Genomic DNA, 17880 nt, shown 5'->3' with positions numbered 1-17880 from the left:
AGCCGCCGCCGCAAAGGATTTTGATCGTGACTGAAGACCACTCCAAGGATGCCGGCAAGGCAAGCCGTCCGCGCCTGCCGCTCGAAGGCATAAAGGTGCTCGACCTCTCGCGCGTGCTCGCCGGTCCATGGGCAACGATGAGCCTTGCCGATCTCGGCGCCGAGGTCTGGAAGATCGAGAACATCGATGGCGGCGACGACACCCGCGCCTGGTCGGTGCCGAGCTACAAGGGCGTCTCGACCTACTATCTCTGCGCCAATCGCGGCAAACAGAGCATCGCGCTCGACATGAAAAGCCCGGAAGGCCTGGCGATCGTACGCGAACTGGCGGCCAAGGCCGACATCGTCGTGGAGAATTTCCGCTCCGGTACGGCGGACCGTCTTGGCGTCGGCTTCCAGGAACTCAGCGCGTCCAATCCGCGCCTGATCTACTGCTCGATCTCCGGCTATGGCCAGACCGGGCCCGACGCCGGCCGGCCCGGCTATGATTTCGTCATGCAGGCCGAAAGCGGCCTGATGGCCATCACCGGCGAGAGCGACGGCGAGCCGATGCGCGTCGGCGTCGCCATCACCGACATCGTCTGCGGCATGGTCGCGACGCAGTCGATCCTGGCTGCCCTCTATGAACGCACCACCACCGGCAAGGGACAGTTCCTCGACCTGTCGCTGATCGACTGTGCGCTCAGCCTGCTCATCAATGTCGGCAGCGGCTACCTCAACACCGGCCGCGAGGTCGCCCGCTACGGCAACGCGCATCCGACTGTTGTGCCCTACCAGATATTCGAAGCCTCCGATGGCGGCTTTGCGTTGGCGGTCGGCAATGACAAGCAATTCGCCGCGCTGTGCGAAAAGGTCGTCGGCTTGCCGCACCTGGCAAAAGATCAGCGCTTCATCAAGGCGGGGGCGCGTGCCACCAATCGCGAAGCGCTGATCCCCGAATTGGCGAAGGTCTTCAGGACCAAACCGCGCGACCATTGGATGGCGGCCTGTGCCGCGGCCAGTGTGCCAGCCGGCACAGTGAAGTCGATACCAGAGGTTTTCGACAGCCCCAATGTCCGCGAGCGCGGCCTCGTCCAGACCTTGCCGCATCCGCATCTGGGTTCCGTCGCCATGGTGCGCCCGGCGCAGGGGCTGGCCGCCCAGCTGACCGCCGACTTCACGGCACCGCCGATGCTCGGCCAGAACACAGCCTCTGTGCTGACCGACATCCTCGGCTACAGCCCCGAGACCATCGACCAACTGGCCGGCTCCGGTGCCATCGGCATCTACACGCCCGCCGCCGAACCTGTTCCCGCCTGACCTTTCACGGAGCCCGCCATGTATCCTGACGTCCATCTCCACATAGACGGCTCGTGGCGCCCCGCTCGCGACGGCAGCACAATGCCCGTGATCAATCCGGCGACGGAGGCCGAACTCGGTTCGCTCGCCCATGCAGGCATCGACGATCTCGACGAAGCGCTCGCCGCCGCGGCGAAGGGGTTCGACGCCTGGCGGCGCGTCTCGCCTTTCGACCGCTCCAAGCTGATGCGCAAGGCCGCCAACATCCTGCGCGAGCGCAACGAACATGTCGCCACGCTGATGACACTGGAGCAAGGCAAGCCGATTGCCGAATCGCGCATGGAGGCGTTCGCCGCCGCCGACATCATCGACTGGTTCGCCGAGGAAGCGCGCCGCGCCTATGGCCGCATCGTGCCGGCGCGGCTTGAGGGGGTAAGCCAGTCGGTGGTCAAGGAACCTGTCGGCCCGGTGGCTGCCTTCACGCCGTGGAATTTCCCGCTCAACCAGGCGGTGCGCAAATTGTCCGCCGCTCTTGCCGCCGGTTGCTCGATCATCATCAAGGGACCGGAAGAAACGCCGGCTTCGCCCGCCGAACTGGTACGCGCCTTTGTCGATGCCGGCCTGCCCGACGGTGTCTTGAACCTCGTCTACGGCACGCCGTCGGAAATCTCCGCCTATCTCATTCCACATCCGGTGATCCGCAAGATCTCCTTCACCGGTTCGACGCCTGTCGGCAAGCAACTGGCGTCGCTCGCCGGCCTGCACATGAAACGCGCGACGATGGAATTGGGCGGTCACGCGCCGGTCATCGTCCTGCCCGACGCCGACCTCGACCGCGCCGCGCGCGCGATGGTGGCGTCGAAATTCCGCAATGCCGGCCAGATCTGCGTCGCGCCGACGCGCTTCCTCGTCGATCACGCCGTCTATGATGATTTCGTCGGCCGCTTCGCCGAGGCGACAAGCCGGATCAAGGTCGGCGACGGCCTCGCCGAAGGCACGACCATGGGCCCGCTCGCCAATCCTCGCCGCGTCCAGGCGATGGAAGAACTGGTCCACGACGCCGTGCAGAAAGGCGCAGAGTTCGTCACCGGCGGCAAACGCATCGGCAATTCAGGCTATTTCTTCGAGCCGACCATCCTGTCGAATGTAGGCACCGACGCCCGCGCCATGAACGAGGAGCCGTTCGGCCCGCTGGCGCTGATGACGCCGGTGAGCGGGCTGGACGAGGCTCTGGCCGAAGCCAACCGGCTGAACTACGGGCTCGCCGCCTATGGCTTCACCCGCTCGGCGGCGAGTGCCGCGAAGATGTCGTCGGGGATCGCCAGCGGCATGGTGTCGATCAACCATTATGGCCTGGCGCTGCCGGAGGTTCCGTTCGGCGGCATCAACGATTCCGGCAACGGCACCGAAGGCGGCGCCGACGCGCTGGAGAGCTATCTGAACTCGAAGTTCGTCTCGCACCTGCAGGTCGACTGAGCAATTCCAGGAAAAGTGTGAAACGGTTTGCCGTCCGGAATTGCGTTGAGCCGAAGAGACTGACCTGACCGGTTACTTCTGCTGGCCGTAGGTCTTGTAGCGCCCACGAATGGCGGCAAGCTCGCCGCCCTCGATCAGCACCGGCGTGCCGGCGCCGCGTGCGAGCAGATATTGCCGTGCCAGGGTTTCAAGCTTGATGGTGCGGATCAGCGCCGTGTCGAGATCGCTGGCGAAGGCGATCATGCCGTGATTGGCGAGCAGGCAGGCATTGCGGTCCTTGAGCGCCACGACAGCCACCTTGGCCAGTTCGCTTGACGCAAACAGCGCATAGTCCGAGCAGCGCACATCGTCGCCGCCGAAACCCGCCACCATGTAGTGGAACAGCGGCAGTCCTTCGCGCAGGCAGGACAGCGCTACGCAATGGTCGGGATGGGCGTGCACCACGGCGCCGGCCTCGGGAAACGCCTTGTAGATCTCGGCATGCATCTCCCATTCGCTCGACGGCTTGAAGGCGCCGTCCCAGGATCCGTCGAGCCGCATCGCCACCATCTGCTCGGGCCGCAGCGCGCTCGTGGCAATTCCCGTCGGCGTGATCAGCATGCCGCTTGCCGTGCGCACGCTGATATTGCCCGTGGTGCCGACATTCATCCCGCTGGCGTCCAGCGTCTCGGTCGCGGCGATCAGTTTGGCGCGTGCGGTTTCGGTATTCATCACGAAGTCTTTCCAGTCCTTGGCTCGATGGTTGGCTTTGCCGGTGGCCATGCGTCGATCGCGGGCGCGATGGTGGTGGCCCGCGTCATGTCCTGCAACACATCGGCGAAGATGTCGGGGCCGCCGAGCTTCCCGGATTTCAGCATCATCGCCAGCGGATCGTCGGGCAGGCCGGGGACGTCGGCGATGGCCCGTGACAGGCCGGGGCCTTCATAGGCGCCCATGGCGATCCGGCTGATGCCGAGCGCCTTGACCACGGAGCCGGCCGTCTCGCCGCCGGCAACGACCAGCCGCCGCACGCCGAAATCGCGCACCAGGATTTGCGCAATCCCGGCCAGTATCTCTTCCGCCCGCGCCGCCACCGCGTCGCGGCCATGCGCCTGCTGCAACGTCTCGACCATCGCTTGCGGTGCGGTTGTGGCAATCGCGATCATCGCACCGGGCAGATGCCGACCTGCAAAGGCGCGCGCTTCCGCGACGACGTCCTTGCCGCCAAAGGCCTCGGCGAGATCGATCGTCAGCACCGGATTGTTTTGCGCGAAGCGTTCGAGCTGTTCGATGGTGCGATCGGCGACACTGCCGGCCAGTACCGCTGCCGGACCATTGACTGCCGGCAGGCTGGCCGCAACGAGATCGTCTCGGTTCAGCAGCCCGTGTGCCATCCAGGCTGGCGGCAGATGCGCCACGACCGAGGAGTTGCCGGTCATCAGCGGCAGGTCGAAGGCGGCTTGCGCGATCGCCGCCAGGTCGCGCTCGCGCAGCGTGTCGGTGACCAGCAGCGTCTCCCCGCGCGCGCTTTTCTCCCGCACGGCTTCGCGGATGGCTTCCGGGCCGGCATCGATGGTGAGCCAGGGGACCAGCCCGGCTCTGCCCCTGCTTTGCGCCTGCAGCACGAGGACCAGGTTGGAATCCGTCATCGGCGTCAGCGGATCGAAGCGCTTGGGCGACTCGGCCAGCAATTGCGCACCGCCGAACATATGCCCCTGGTAGACGGTGCGGCCGGTCTCGCACAACGCCGGCGTGAACAGCGTCGCGCCGCCGCCCAGCCGTTCGAGCAGCGCTTCCGCGCAGGGGCCGATATTGCCGGCGGGCGTGGAATCGAAGGTGGCGCAATATTTGAAGAAGATCTGCCGCGCGCCCGCTTCGGCCAGCCGGTCGGCGGCCTCGAGCACCTGGCGTACCGCCTCGCCGGCGGCGATGACGCGGGTTTTCAACAGGATCACATGGGCAAGATTGCCCGATGGGATCGCCGCTTCGAGCCCGACCGTACAGCCGGTCGGAATGCCCCTGGCCACCAGCATCGACGCCAGTTCGGTGCCACCGGTCAGATCGTCGGCAATGGCGCCGAACAACAGGGAAGGCGTCGACGCGGTCATGCGCTTCGTCTCATTTTTGCGTGTCCGACGTCGATGGTCAGGCGGCTTGTGATATCATATACACAGCCCGCTCGACTCAGGCGACGCCTGCGCCCCTGCAAGGACGGAGACTGGATGTGACTGCTTCCATCGCGCCGATCGCGCGCGACAATCTGACGACACGCGTCTACGAAGAGCTGCGCCGCGCCATGATGGAAGGCCGCTTCTGGCCCGGCCATCGCTTCAAGATCCGCGACCTCGCCGCCAGTCTTCAGGTTTCCGAAACGCCGGTGCGCGAGGCGTTGATGCAACTGGTCCGTGAAAAGGGCCTGGAGATGGAGGCGGGCCGGTCGATCACCGTCGCCCAGCTGTCGCTCGCCCAATATCTGGAGCTGCGCAGCATTCGCCTGCATCTCGAAGGCATGGCCGGTGCCGCGGCGACGACGCGCATCGAACCGCGCGAGATCGACCGCCTGACGGCGGTGCATGAGAGGCTGATCGACGACGAGGACAATGGCCGCTGGTTCGAGGCCGTCCGCGACAACTGGGAATTCCACCACTCGATCTACCAGGCCGCGGGCATGCCGGAGCTGCTCGCCATCATCGAGGGCATCTGGCTGCGCAACGGCCCGCTGGTCAACTACCAGTACCCGAATGCCAGGCCGACCTATGACGGCCGCCACCGTCATCTCGACATACTCGACGCGCTGCGGGCGCGTGACGAGAACGGTGTGCGCAAGGGCATCCAGCAGGACATGATCGAAGGCGGCCGGCTGCTGGTCAAGGTTCTGGAAAGGCTGAACGACGGTTCGGTCACGCCGGAGGAACTGCGCCGCGCCGCGCAGAACGGCCGCCTGGTCTCGGCGGCCGGCTGAGCGATCCTTTCCCCCCAAACGCATCGGCACCGGCTCACGCCACCTGCGCAGCCGCGGCCATGCCAGCATCGGCGGCCTGAAGCGCAAGGTCGACGTCCCCGGCGGTGTGCGCGGCGCTCAGGAACATGTTGTGCCGGGGATGGAAATAGGCGCCTTCGCGCAAGGCGGCCGAACAGAAGGCATCGGCCTTCCTGAACTCGGCATCGCCGTCGAACAGCACCATCGGCATCGACATTGGCCCGGTCTGGCGAAGCGAAAGGCCATGCTTCCTGGCGGCCGCGTCGAGGCCGGAGCGCAACCGCTCACCGGCGGCATTCATGCTGGCGATCGCATTGGTGTCGCGCAGCGTCTTGATGGTGGCGATCGCCGCGGCCATGGCAACGGCGCCATACCAGAACGAGCCCGTCACATAGACTTTTGTCGCGGCCTCGCGGAACCGGTCCGTGCCGGTGATGGCGGCCAGCGGATAGCCATTGGCGATAGCCTTCGAGAAGGCGGAAAGGTCCGGCCGCACACCGAGGGGCTCCCAGCTGCCGGCGAGATCGATGCGGAACCCGGCCCTGACATCATCGACGATCAGCGCCGCGTCGGCGGCCGTGGTGAGTTCCCGCGCGCGCCTGGCAAAGGCGGCGGTCGGCAGTTCCTGGTCGCGGGCGACGTCGTGCCGGAAGGCGGTGACGACGACAGCGGCAAGATCATTGCCGGCCTGCTCGACGGCGGCTTCCAGGCTGGCAACGTCATTGTAGTCGAAATGGATCAGATGGGCTCGATCCTCGGCGGTGACGCCGGCGAGCGAGGGCGTGCACCACGGCACCGCGCCGTGATAGGAGCCGCGCGCCACCAGCACCTTGCGCCGGCCGGTGCCGGCGCGCGCTATGGTCACGCAGGCCGTGGTGGCGTCGGTACCGTTCTTCTGCAGCATCGCCCAGTCGGCATGCGCCACGGTCTTGACCAGCAGTTCGGCGAGTTCGACCAGCACTTCGCCCGGGCCGTTCATGGCGTCACCCAGGCTTCGCTGCCGCGCCGCCGCTTCCTCGACCGCGCGATGGTGATGGCCAAGGATGTTGGGACCCCAGCTGCACATCAGGTCGATGTATTCGCGCCCATCGACATCCCAGACCCTGCAGCCGTCGGCGCGCTCGAAGAATTGCGGATAGGCGGAGCCGAGATAGCGCGTGGACATGTGCCCCCACATGCCGCCCGGAATGACCGAGGCCGCGCGCTCTCGCAGCATCTGGTCCTTGGAGTTGATCAGGGAAGGCATGGCGAGGTCTCCGCTCATTGATATATCATATATTAGTTTTGAATACTGGAAGAATAGGATTTTGCGATCTTCCAGAGGGGCAGAAACGGGAAGGCGGTCTTGCGCCTCCCCGTCATCTTTTCGCTCAGTGGCTGAGTTCGGCCAGCGGCAGGTTACAGCAGGCGCTGTAGCGCACGCCCTTGACGTCGGACTTGTAGGCCAGGATCAGGTTCGGGCTGACCAGCGGCAGGATGACCCTGTCCTTGATCATCTCCTCGCCGGCTTGATGCCAGAGCTTGGCGGCCTCGTCGCCGCTCGCGGCGAGCGCCGCCTTGTAGAGCTCGGACTCCTTCGGGTTGAGCACCGAAGGCTCGCGTTCCGCGCCGGCGCGCCGCGCCCACGGGCTGCCCTTGGTCATGGCGAAATACTCGATGTACTGCGAGGTGCCGTAATAGTCCGGCGCGTAGAACACCGCGGTCATCGGGATGCCGTCGCCATTGATGCGTTCGCGCCAGTTGGCGAAGGGGATCGGCTGCAGATCGAGCTTGATGTTGACCTTGGCCAGGTCCTGCTGGACCTTCTGCATCAGGAGCGACAGGTCGACGCCATAGACGTTCATGCCCGGGAACGCCGCTTCCATCTCGAAGCCGTCGGCGTGGCCGGCCTTGGCCAACAGGTCCTTTGCCTTGTCGAGATCATAGGGCTGTGCCTCGAAGCCCGAGCCGCCGGGGAAGCCGAGCGGGATCGGTGCACTGATCAGCTGACCCTCGGAGCCGATGGTGAAGTCGAGGATGCTCGGACGGTCGAGCGCAAGCGAGATCGCCTCGCGCACCTCGGGCGTCAAGGGCACCTTGTTGGCCTTGGCGCCGGGCGACAGCGCGACATAGATGAAGTTGTAGGACGGCACGGTCTCGATCTTGACGTCGCTGCCCGTCATCGTCTTGGCGGTATCCGGGTCGATCTGCATGGCGATGTCGGCGGTGCCGCTCTGCAGCATCTGCGCCTGCGCCACCGCGTCCTTGGTCTGGCGGATGACGACTTCGCTCAGTGCCGGCGCCTTGCGCCAGTACTTGTCGTTGCGCACCAGGCGCACTTCCGAGTTGGGCTCATAGGATTTCAGCACGAACGGCGCGCTGCCGGCCGAATGCGCCAGGAACCAGGCCTCGGCATTGTCCGTGGTCGAGGCGTCCGCACCGGCCTTGGCGCCGGCCTCGGAAGCAACCTTGCTGTTGACGACAGCCGTATAGGGCGCCGCCGCGATATTCAGGAATTCCGAGCTCGGCGCGACCATCTTGACGACGACGGTATGTGCGTCCGGCGTCTCGATCGAGGCGACATTGTCCATCAGGAACGAGGCGCTGCCCTTGAGGTTCTTCAGCCGCTCCCACGACCATTTCACGTCCTTGGCTTCGACCGGCGAACCGTCCGAGAATTTGGCGGCCGGGTCGAGCGTGAAGGTGAAGCTGGTCTGGTCGGCATTGCCTTCCCACTTGGAAGCCAAGAGTGGGACCAGCTTGTTGTCCTTGTCCAGCGTCAGCAGCGATTCATAGACGCTGGAATTGTAGATCTGGCAGGTATCGCAGAAGGCGCGGTGCGGATCGAGCGAGTTGAGGTCGATGTTGCGCGCGATGACCAGCGGTTTCTCGTCCTGAGCGAAGGTCGACGGAGCCCAGAAGGCGCTGGTGGCCATAAGCACGGCCGCCAGCATCGTCGCCCTGGTCTTGGTTCTCGGTAGGATGTTCATGTCAGTTCTCCCATTTTCTTGTCGGATCTTTGTGGCAATGCATCAGCTCTACCCGCTCACGCCGGTGAGGGATCGAAGAGCGGCCTTGAGCTTGTCAGCGCCGCCCAGTGCGGCCCGGTTGAGCGGGGCCGATACGACGGGAGCCGAAAGGCTGCCCGTCACATGCAGGACCTCGTGGTCGAGATAGTCGAACACGCGGTCCTGAATCTCCTGTGTCAGCCGTCCGCCGAGCGCCAGCCCGCGCTGTACCTGCTCGACGATGGCGACGCGGTTGGTCTTGCGGATGGAGGCTTCCACCAGCTTCCAGTCGAGCCCGGTCGGGTCGAGGCTGCGCAGGTCGATGATCTCGGCATCGACGCCGGTCTCCTCGGCCACCTGCCTGGCCACGGACACCATGCTGGCCGAGGTGAGCAAAGTGCAGGCGCTGCCTGGCCTGACGATTTTCGCCTTGCCGAGCCGCACGCAATAGTCTCGGTCATCGGTCGGAATGGGGCCCTCGCTCGGGAACAGTTCGACATGCTCGATGACGACGACCGGGTCGTCGCATTTCAGCGCCGAATTCATCAGGCCGACATAGTCGAAGGGCGTCGTCGGCGCGACGATGCGCCAACCGGGATAGAGTGCGAACAGGCCGGACGGGTCACCCGAATGCTGCGAGCCGTAGCCGGTGTGCGGCGAGACGCGCACCCTGACCACGATCGGCACCGGGAAGCCGCCGCCGAACATGTGCCGCACCTTGCTGACCGCATTGAAAAGCTGGTCGGCGGCGACCAGGCAGAAGTCGCCGAACATGATCTCGACGATCGGCCGCAGGCCGCACAGGGCCGCGCCCAGCGCCACGCCGACGAAACCGTTCTCGGCGATCGGCATCGCCAGCACGCGCTCCGGCCAGCGCTCCAGCGCTCCCTTGGTGGCGCCGGAGACGCCGCCGCGCAGCCGGTGCACATCCTCGCCCATGATGATGATGCGCGGGTCCTGCTCCATGGCGCGCGCGATCACTTCCGATGCGGCAACCATGAACTTGACCGGCCTGGTCTCGGCCGGCGGCACATCCTCGATCTCCAGGAAGCGTTCGTCCTTGAGTTCCGAAAGGTCGCCGCGGATCTGGTTGTCGACTTCGTCAGGGCTTGGCCACAGATGGTCGGGAATGCGCAACGCGTTGCCGCTCATTTCGGTCAGCGAGTCGGCGGCGGTATTGACCACCTCCACGACGCGCTGGTCGAGCGTAGCGAGGTCGGAGGCATTGAGGATGCCCATCGTCTTCAGCCGCGCGGCCATCGTCGTGAGCGGGTCGCGCGCCTTCCAGACGTCCTCCTCGGCGCGTGTGCGATAGCCGAATTCGCTGCCCGGCCGCGCGCCGCTCTGGTGCAGGAAACGGTAGCAGAGCGCCTCGACCAGGACCGGCCCGCCGTCTTCCTCGATGGCCCGGCGCGCCTCGCGCATGGCGTGATGGACCGCCACCACGTCCATGCCGTCGCATTCGATGCCGCGAAAGCCCAGCATCGGACCACGTGACGCCAGCCGCGTCTCGCGCGTCTGTTCGTTGACATGGGTGGAGACGGCGTAAAAATTGTTCTCGGCGAAGAAGATCACCGGCAGCCGGTAGAGCGCGGCGATGTTCATCGCCTCATAGGCCGGTCCGGCCATCATTGTTCCGTCGCCGAAGAAGGCGACCGAAATGTTGCCGGTGCCAAGCAGCTTGTCGGCCAGCGCATAGCCCGCCGCATGCGGCAGGTTGCCGCCGATGATGGCGCTGGTGCCGGGAATGCCGGAAGCATCGTCGCGCATATGCATCGAGCCGCCGCGGCCGCCGCAGTAACCCGCGTTGAGCCCCATGATCTCGGCCATCAGGCCCCGCACGGACCCCTGCATGTCCGCACTGAAAGCGTCGTGCAGCGGGTTGAAGCCAGCCGGTGTTTGCGCGTTGACGAGCTTGGCCAGCACCTGATGGTGTGCGCGATGCGTACCGTTTATGCGGTCGCCGGTGCCAAGCATCGACATGGCGCCGACGGCCGTCGCCTCCTGTCCTATACTGGCGTGCGCGGGCCCATGCACCAGTCCGGCATTGGCAAGGTCGAGCACCTTTTCCTCGAAACGGCGGATGAGCAGCATCTGGTGATACCAGCGCACGAGGTTCGACACCTCGGCGGCGTTCCAGTCGGACTCGTCGACGTCGAGCCGCAACCAAGGCGCCGATGGCTGGATCGCTGTCTGCTGAACCATTTATGCTAGTTCCGTTTCGGTAGATGATATATCAAATATTATCTCAGTCGATTGTGTCAGGCTATTTTCTCGGCACGACAGTGGCTTGCGGGGTTCGACAGGTAAATGGAATTAAATTTCATTTTCTGCGCGATGCCGAGACTAAGCTGGGACGACGCGGTTCCGCAAGTGGAATTTTGAGGCTCGTGATCGGATCGTTTCGGCAGCACTTGAGGCCACTTGGCGCAGACAGTAGAGGCCGGCTACCGGTCGGCCCGGTGCTGGAAAAACTGCAGGAACAATTCCCGCTCGGTGGTGATGTCGAGCTTCTCATAGATGCGCCGGCGGTGGTTCTTGACGGTGCCGACGGTGATGCCGAGCCGCTCGGCGATGTTGGCGGTCGGATGGCCGGCGAGGATCAGCTGCACCAGCTCGCGCTCGCGCAGCGACAGTTCCGGCCACAGGCTCGTCGGGATGGTCGGCTCCTGCCGGGGTGAGGCGCCCGGACCGGTCGGCGCCGACGTGCGAAAGAACTCGCGTCCTCGCGCCTTGATGTCGAGCGCGTGCAGCGCCTCGAACACCGGCAGCCGCTCATCCAGAAGGGCGATCTCGCTCTCCTTGAACGCGCTGGCCGATCGGTCGAGGAAGATGCCGAGGCACCAGTCGCCGCCATCGGCGAGCATGATCCCGACCTCGTCGCAGATCTCCGATTGCGTCAGGAAGCCGGCTATGTACTGGCCGCGCTTGGCTTCGTCGTCGGCAAGCCGCTTCAGTGGCATGATGCCCAACCGGCGATCGCGCCGCCAGGAGGCATAGAACGGGTCGAAGACGTAATAGGTGGCGAGATAGCGTTGGACCATCTCGTCGGAGAAGCGCCGGTGCTTGACGAATTCCGGTGTCTGGGTGGTCGAGTAGCGCGTCACAGTGACAAGGTCGTGATCGATGTCGGCGCCGATCAGATCGATCAGGCAGTCGACATGCTTGTCCGTGCCGGTGGCGGCGATCGCCCTTGCGAGCGGCGCCCAGATATTGCCCATGCGCATGCCTCTTTGTCGGTGACGAGTTCCCGCTCGTCATTGTGCCTTTAGGCATATGGCGCGATCCGCGCGATCGAATCTAGCCTGCGGTCATTCTCGAAGAGGGAAGGCGACCCGTGGACCAGATCACTACCAACCCCATCGTCATCGGCATCGACGCCGGCGGCACCATGACCGACACCATCCTTGTCGATCAGGACGGCCACTTCAAGATCGGCAAGTCGGCGACCACGCCGAAGAACGAGGCCGAGGGCTTCCTCGCCTCGGCGGAGGATGCGGCCGATGCCTGGGGCATCTCGCTGGAACAGCTGTTTTCGGGCGTGAACGTGGTGCTCTATTCCGGCACCGGCATGCTCAACACGCTGTTGTCGCGCACCGGCCGCCGGCTTGGCCTGATCACCACCAAGGGCCTCGAGGACATGATCCTGATGGGCCGCGGCCTGCAGGCCTGGGCCGACTATTCCTACGCCGACCGCCTCCATGCGGTGACGCATCAGCATCCAGATCCGCTTGTGCCGCGCCGCCGCACCCATGGCGTCACCGAACGCATCGACCAGTTCGGCGACATCATCCTGCCGCTCTACGAACACGAGGTCGTTGCCGCCGCCAGGAAGCTCATCGCCGACAAGGTCGAGGGCATCTGCATCATGACGATCTTCTCGCACGTCAATCCGGTGCACGAGAAGCGCATTGCCGAGATTTGCCGAGAGGAAGTCGCTGCCGCCGGCGCCGGTATCCGCGTCTACGCCAGCCATGAGGTTCGCCCGGTCATCCGCGAACAGTCGCGGCTGAACTCGGTGCTGATCGAGGCCTATGCCACCTCGCGCGGCCGCAAGCAGCTCAAGGGCATCGAGGACGTCGCGAAGAAATACGGCTTCAAATACGGCGTGCAGACGCTGCTCTCCTTCGGCGGTCTGACCTCCATCAATCACCCGCGCCTGCACGAGACCATGATCTCCGGCCCGATCGGCGGCATCCTCGGTGCGGCCTATGTCGGCAAGCTGATCGGCAATGATTCGCTGATCTGCTCGGATATGGGCGGCACCTCCTTCGACATGGGCGTCATCACCCGCGGCCAGACCCGGATCGAGAACGAGCCGCTGATGGACCGCTTCAAGCTCAATGTCCCGACGCTGCATCTCGATACGATCGGCGCCGGTGCCGGCATGATCCTGAAGGTCGACCCGCTGACCAGGAAAGTCTCGCTCGGGCCGGAAAGCGCCGGCTCCGACCCCGGCCCGATCTGCTTCGCCAAGGGTGGCACGGAGCCGACCATCGCCGATTGCGACGCCATCCTCGGCCGCCTCAACCCGCACTATTTCCTCGGCGGCAAGGTCGTGCTGCAGGTCGAGAAGGCGAGAGCCGCCTTCGAGGAAAAGTGCTCACGCCTGCTCGGCGTCGGTGTCGAGGAGGCCGCGGAAGGCATGATCGACATGCTGGAGGCCGACGCCAACAATGCGTTGCGCCGCGTCATCTCTGGCCAAGGCATCCACCCCTCGGAATTCACGCTGCTCTCCTATGGCGGCTCAGGCCCGCTGCATCTGGCCGGCTGCTCCAGGGGCATCGGCTTCAAGGACATCATCACCTTCCAGTTCGCCGCTGCCTTCTCGGCCTTTGGCTGCACCACAGCCGATTTCATGCGCCGGCATTCGGTTTCGACGCAGCACGACATTGGCGCGCGTGCCAGCGATGACGAACTGCTCGCCTTCGGCAAGAAGGTCACCAATGTCTGGGACGACCTCACCAAGGCGGCGGTCGACGAGATGATCGAGGACGGCCATGCGCGCGACAAGATCAGGACCGTGCCGTTCCTGATGATGCGCTACACCGGCCAGCTGGAGGACGTCGAGGTGATGGCGCCGCTGTCGGCCGTCCATTCGGCCGAAGACATGCGCAGGGTCATCGACGAGTTCGAGGCGGTCTATGCCAAGGTCAACCATCGCGTCTCGCGCTATGGCGAGGCTGGCTTCTCGATCACCGAACTTGGCCTCATCGCCACCGCCGACAAGGTCAAGCCGGTGCTGCTCAAGCGCCCGCTCGGCAAGTCGGATCCGGCGTCCGCCCACAAGGGCGTTCGCGATGCCTATATTGGCGGACGTTGGCACAAGGCCAATCTCTACGAGATGGACCTTCTGCAGCCCGGCCACGAGGTCATCGGCCCGGCCATCATCGAACACCCGGCGACAACGCTCGTCGTTCACCCGCAAGACCGCGTCCATGTCGATGAATGGACGCTGCTGCACTACACCCACGCTTGAGAAGGGCTGTTACCATGCTGGACAAACCCGCCTCCGCGCTGCGCATCCGCGAACGGCTGATCGAATCCGAACGGCTCATGGAAGAGACCGGCTGCTATGACGGCATCACCGACCTCGAACTGCGCAACCAGGACCCGTTGAAGTTCGAAACATTGCACACCAAGCTGCGCGCCTACTGCGTCTCGGCACGCGAGATGGCCCGCCGCATCTCCGCCTCGCCCGGCGTGCGCGAAGTCGGTGAAATGGTCGTCGCCATCTACACGCCGGAAGGCGATGCGATCGCGCTCTCCAACGGCATCATGGTGCATGTGCACACGATGAGCCGCTTCATCAAATGGATGATCCGTAACGGCTACGAAGAGAACCCTTGCATCCGCGACGGGGATATCTTCGCCAACAACGATGCCTTCATCGGTACCGTGCAGGTGCCCGACGTGATGGACGTTGTGCCGATCTTCCATTCGGGCAAGCTGGTTGGCTGGGCCGGCGCGGTCTGCCACGAACTCGAGGCTGGCGGCATCACGCCCGGCGGCGACGTGGCACTGGCGCAGGAGCGCTTCACCGAGGGTCTTTTCGTCTGCGCCGAAAAGGTCGGCGAGAACGACGAGATCCGCCGCGACTATGTCATCCGCTGCGAGCGCAATTTGCGCATGCCGATCTACTGGGTGCTCGACGAGAAGGCCAAGGTCGCTTCTTGCATCGACATGCGCGAAAGCGTCAAGGCGCTGATCGACGAGATCGGCCTCGACTACTGGATGCAGGTGTCGAAGGAGTTCATCGAGGAAGGCCGCCGCGCCCAGCTCGCCCGCACGCGCCAGCTGACAGTGCCCGGCATCTATCGCGGCCACACCTTTTACGGCCACGTCACCAAGGGCAAGCCGGGCTACCAGCCGCTCGGCGATCCCGACTGGCTCTACAACATACCGATCGAGATGGAGATCACCACCGACGGCAAGATCATCATGGACTTCGAAGGCACGCAGCCCTGGGGTTACCATTCGATGAACTGCACGCCGGCCGGCATGGATGGCGGCATGTTCGTGACGCTCACCCAGCACATGAATTTCGAAGGCCTGGTCAATGACGGCGCCTGGATGGCGACCGAACTGAAACTGCCGCACGGCACCTGGACCAACCCCGACAACGAGATGGTTGCGACCGCCACCTCATGGGCCCTGCTGCTTCCTGCCTATGGCGTGTTCCAGCGGCTTTTGTCGCGCTCCTTCATCGGCCGCGGTTTTGTCGAGGAAGCCTTCGTCGGCCAGGTCAACAGCCCGATGATCGAGATGGGCGGCACCAGCCAGTACGGCAAGCTGTTCGGCATGGCGCATTTCGAATGTGCTGCCGCCGGTTCCGGCGCGCTGGCAATCAAGGATGGGCTGGACACTGCCTATGTCGGCTGGAACCCTGAATCCGACATGGGAAACATCGAGATCTGGGAACAGAACATGCCGATGGTCTATATCGGCCGCTCGATCGTTCCCAATTCCGGCGGCGCTGGCAAATATCGCGGCGGCTGCTCCTTCCTGTCGACATGGCTGGTCTCGAAGACCGACCATCTCAGGCTGGTTACGTCGGAGCATTCCTCGCGTGTGTTTGACAATGGCGGCATGTGCGGCGGCTATCCGGCGCCGACTTGCCAGAAGCATCGCGCGGTGCGCGACTCAAACATCTTCGAACTCGCCGAAAAGCGGGCGCCGCTGGCGCACCACACCGGCACCAACCCGCATCGCTCCGAACTCGAAGTCCGGCTGCAGGGCGAGCACGTCACGATGGAAGGGCCCTACATCACCGCACCGCACAAGACTGGCGACGTCTTCACCCATTCCTATAATGGCGGCGGCGGTTATGGCGATGTGCTGGAGCGCGACCCGATCAAGACGGCGATGGATGTCGAGAACGGCTATCTGACCAAGGAAGCGGCGGAGGGCATCTTCGGCATCATGCTGGACGAGGACGGGGACGGCGACCCCGTCGCCAACCTCGAGGCCACCAAGCGTCATCGAGCCGAGATGCGCGCCAGACGGCTCGCGCAGGCAAGGCCGGTCTCGGAGTGGATCGCGACCGAACGCGGCCGTGTCGAACAGGCCGACTTCGCACCCGAGGTGAAGAAAATGTATGCCAGCGCGATCAAGCTGTCGTCGCGCTTCACCAGGGAATTCAGCGATTTCTGGAACGTCGACGCCAAATCGATCTTCATGCCGGGAGCAAAGCCATGACCTCGTACAGCAAGGAAGTCATTGCCGATCTGGTCGCGGGCACGCTGCCCTGGCCGCAGACGCGCCGCGTCATGAGCGCCTACAAGGACGACGACCGCTTCTTCAAATACGTCGCGGTGCTGCAGGACCGTGTCGGCTGGAAGGATCCGATCCTGTTGCCGGTCTCGGATCATCTCTTCATCTGCCAGAGCGGCGACGAGAGGGTGACACGCTGCGAATGCGGCCATTCCTTCGGCGACTATCGCAAGAACTGGAAGCTGAAGGCTTCGATCATCGTGCGCAACACCGAGGAATCGCTGCGCGAAATCTATCCCAACAGCGATATCCCCGATCCGCAATGGATGGAGATCCGAGAATTCATCTGCCCTGAGTGCGGCACCATGCACGAGGTCGAAGCGGCGGCACCCGGCTATCCCATCGTGCACGATTTCGAACCGGATCTTGAAGGCTTCTATCGCGAATGGCTGGGCAAGCCTCTTTGAGGGGAGGTGAAGCCGCGACCCGCGTCGACAAACACTCCCGGACCTGATTGCCTGCCCAAACCAACGGAGAACCACGCGATGACAAACCTTTCCGGCCGCAGCGCGATCGTGACCGGCGGGTTTTCAGGCATGGGTTTCGCCATTGCGACGGCCTTGGCGCAAGCCGGCGCCAATGTTGCCGTCGGCTCCTACATCGCGCCAGCGGACACCGATAGATCCGACGCCGCCTACTATCCGGGCGCCGACGAAATTGAGCGCGTGCGATCGGCCCTGTCAGCCTATGGCACCAGGGTTCAGGCCGCTCATCTCGATGTCCGCGACAGTGAGATCACCAGCCGTTTCATCGACGAAGCCGAAGCCGCTATCGGCCCTGCCGACATACTGGTCAACGCCGCCGGCACCACCGCCGAGCAGCCGGTCTGCGGCCATTCCGATGCGCTGTGGGACAAGATCGTCGACACCAACCTGACCGGCGCCTTCCGCGCCACCCGCGCCGTGCTTCCCGGCATGATCGGGCGCGGCTGGGGGCGCATCGTCAACATCGGCTCGACCGCCGCTTCCGTTGGCTGGAAGGACAACCCCGCCTATTGCGCGTCGAAGGCCGGACTTCTCGGACTCACCCGCTGCGTGGCCCTGGAAGGGGCCGCGCACGGCGTCACCTGCGTCATGATCAGCCCGACCTGGGTCGAGACCGAACTGATGCGGCGCAATGTGGCGCAAGTCGTCGAGCGCGAGGGCAAGGGGCGGACGGCGGAAGAAGCCATGGCCGAGATTGCCAGGGGCAACCCGCAGCAGCGCATGCTGCAGCCGCAGGAGATCGCCGCTCTGGCGGTATTCCTGTGCTCGGATCTCGCCAAAGGCATCACCATGGAAAACATACAGATCACCGGCGGAGCCCTGTGGTAGCGTTCTCCTCGCCTGATCCGGGGGGCGTGCTGGGTGGGCCACCGGCTGATCTCTCCCCGTTCGCTAAAGCAATTCCAGGAAAAGTGTGAACGGTT

Annotated in this window: 13 protein-coding genes; 7 read left to right on the top strand and 6 right to left on the bottom strand. The window is 64.6% G+C overall.

All coding sequences use genetic code 11. The features are described from left to right. The first annotated feature begins 26 nt into the window (after positions 1-26). Together FJ977_RS07455 and FJ977_RS07450 are read left to right on the top strand one after the other, a co-directional pair. Positions 27-1298, top strand: a complete 1272-nt coding sequence (locus tag FJ977_RS07455; protein WP_140770040.1) for a CaiB/BaiF CoA-transferase family protein — start codon at positions 27-29, stop codon at positions 1296-1298. An 18-nt stretch (positions 1299-1316) separates the two neighbouring features. Next, positions 1317-2753: an NAD-dependent succinate-semialdehyde dehydrogenase gene (locus FJ977_RS07450; protein WP_140770038.1), complete on the top strand. Its 1437-nt coding sequence runs from the start codon at positions 1317-1319 to the stop codon at positions 2751-2753. A gap of 72 nt (positions 2754-2825) precedes the next feature. Here FJ977_RS07450 and FJ977_RS07445 read toward each other — a convergent pair whose 3' ends face one another. After that, a complete protein-coding gene (locus FJ977_RS07445; protein WP_140771339.1) occupies positions 2826-3464 on the bottom strand; it encodes a class II aldolase/adducin family protein in 639 nt (212 codons plus the stop codon). After that, the gene (otnK, locus tag FJ977_RS07440; RefSeq protein ID WP_140770036.1) at positions 3464-4840 is read right to left on the bottom strand and encodes a 3-oxo-tetronate kinase; all 1377 of its coding nucleotides are present in this window, start codon (positions 4838-4840) and stop codon (positions 3464-3466) included. Before otnK ends, FJ977_RS07445 begins: the two co-directional genes overlap by 1 nt. 116 nt (positions 4841-4956) lie before the next feature. Here otnK and FJ977_RS07435 point away from each other — a divergent pair, with 116 nt between their 5' ends. Beyond that, positions 4957-5694, top strand: coding sequence for a GntR family transcriptional regulator (locus FJ977_RS07435; RefSeq protein ID WP_065005413.1), 738 nt, complete (start codon positions 4957-4959; stop codon positions 5692-5694). 34 nt (positions 5695-5728) lie between these two features. Here the strand turns inward: FJ977_RS07435 and FJ977_RS07430 are convergent, their stop codons facing one another. From FJ977_RS07430 to FJ977_RS07415, 4 genes are all read right to left on the bottom strand, one after another. Continuing rightward, positions 5729-6976, bottom strand: coding sequence for an aminotransferase class III-fold pyridoxal phosphate-dependent enzyme (locus tag FJ977_RS07430; RefSeq protein ID WP_246682849.1), 1248 nt, complete (start codon positions 6974-6976; stop codon positions 5729-5731). Positions 6977-7082: 106 nt separating this feature from the next. Beyond that, positions 7083-8627, bottom strand: a complete 1545-nt coding sequence (locus FJ977_RS07425; RefSeq protein ID WP_246682958.1) for an ABC transporter substrate-binding protein — start codon at positions 8625-8627, stop codon at positions 7083-7085. 102 nt (positions 8628-8729) lie between these two features. Beyond that, complete coding sequence (locus tag FJ977_RS07420) at positions 8730-10904, bottom strand: alpha-ketoacid dehydrogenase subunit alpha/beta (RefSeq protein WP_140770032.1); 2175 nt, start codon at positions 10902-10904, stop codon at positions 8730-8732. A gap of 242 nt (positions 10905-11146) precedes the next feature. Continuing rightward, the gene (locus FJ977_RS07415; RefSeq protein WP_140770030.1) at positions 11147-11926 is read right to left on the bottom strand and encodes a helix-turn-helix transcriptional regulator; all 780 of its coding nucleotides are present in this window, start codon (positions 11924-11926) and stop codon (positions 11147-11149) included. 110 nt (positions 11927-12036) lie between these two features. On the opposite strand from FJ977_RS07415, the gene FJ977_RS07410 reads away from it, so the two are divergent. The 4 genes from FJ977_RS07410 to FJ977_RS07395 all read left to right on the top strand — a co-directional run bounded on the left by FJ977_RS07410 (position 12037) and on the right by FJ977_RS07395 (position 17785). Continuing rightward, on the top strand, positions 12037-14178 hold the full coding sequence (locus FJ977_RS07410) for a hydantoinase/oxoprolinase family protein (RefSeq protein WP_140770028.1): 2142 nt from the start codon (positions 12037-12039) through the stop codon (positions 14176-14178). 14 nt (positions 14179-14192) lie between these two features. Continuing rightward, on the top strand, positions 14193-16397 hold the full coding sequence (locus FJ977_RS07405; RefSeq protein WP_140770026.1) for a hydantoinase B/oxoprolinase family protein: 2205 nt from the start codon (positions 14193-14195) through the stop codon (positions 16395-16397). After that, complete coding sequence (locus FJ977_RS07400) at positions 16394-16879, top strand: acetone carboxylase subunit gamma (RefSeq protein ID WP_056569396.1); 486 nt, start codon at positions 16394-16396, stop codon at positions 16877-16879. The genes FJ977_RS07405 and FJ977_RS07400 overlap by 4 nt, the downstream gene beginning before the upstream one ends. Before the next feature lie 78 nt (positions 16880-16957). Then, entirely contained in the window at positions 16958-17785 is an 828-nt protein-coding gene (locus tag FJ977_RS07395) for an SDR family oxidoreductase (RefSeq protein WP_140770025.1), read from the top strand. Positions 17786-17880: the final 95 nt, after the last annotated feature.

The organism is Mesorhizobium sp. B2-1-3A (assembly GCF_006442655.1).
Taxonomy (GTDB): Bacteria; Pseudomonadota; Alphaproteobacteria; order Rhizobiales; family Rhizobiaceae; genus Mesorhizobium.
This window is presented reverse-complemented; position numbering and strand designations above follow the sequence as displayed.

Coding starts and splice junctions, on each gene's coding strand:
- FJ977_RS07450 (WP_140770038.1), top strand. CDS start 1,317: ATGTATCCTGACGTCCATCTCCACATAGACGGCTCGTGGCGCCCCGCT.
- FJ977_RS07445 (WP_140771339.1), bottom strand. CDS start 3,464: ATGAATACCGAAACCGCACGCGCCAAACTGATCGCCGCGACCGAGACG.
- otnK (WP_140770036.1), bottom strand. CDS start 4,840: ATGACCGCGTCGACGCCTTCCCTGTTGTTCGGCGCCATTGCCGACGAT.
- FJ977_RS07430 (WP_246682849.1), bottom strand. CDS start 6,976: ATGAGCGGAGACCTCGCCATGCCTTCCCTGATCAACTCCAAGGACCAG.
- FJ977_RS07425 (WP_246682958.1), bottom strand. CDS start 8,627: ATGGCCACCAGCGCCTTCTGGGCTCCGTCGACCTTCGCTCAGGACGAG.
- FJ977_RS07420 (WP_140770032.1), bottom strand. CDS start 10,904: ATGGTTCAGCAGACAGCGATCCAGCCATCGGCGCCTTGGTTGCGGCTC.
- FJ977_RS07415 (WP_140770030.1), bottom strand. CDS start 11,926: ATGCGCATGGGCAATATCTGGGCGCCGCTCGCAAGGGCGATCGCCGCC.
- FJ977_RS07405 (WP_140770026.1), top strand. CDS start 14,193: ATGCTGGACAAACCCGCCTCCGCGCTGCGCATCCGCGAACGGCTGATC.
- FJ977_RS07400 (WP_056569396.1), top strand. CDS start 16,394: ATGACCTCGTACAGCAAGGAAGTCATTGCCGATCTGGTCGCGGGCACG.
- FJ977_RS07395 (WP_140770025.1), top strand. CDS start 16,958: ATGACAAACCTTTCCGGCCGCAGCGCGATCGTGACCGGCGGGTTTTCA.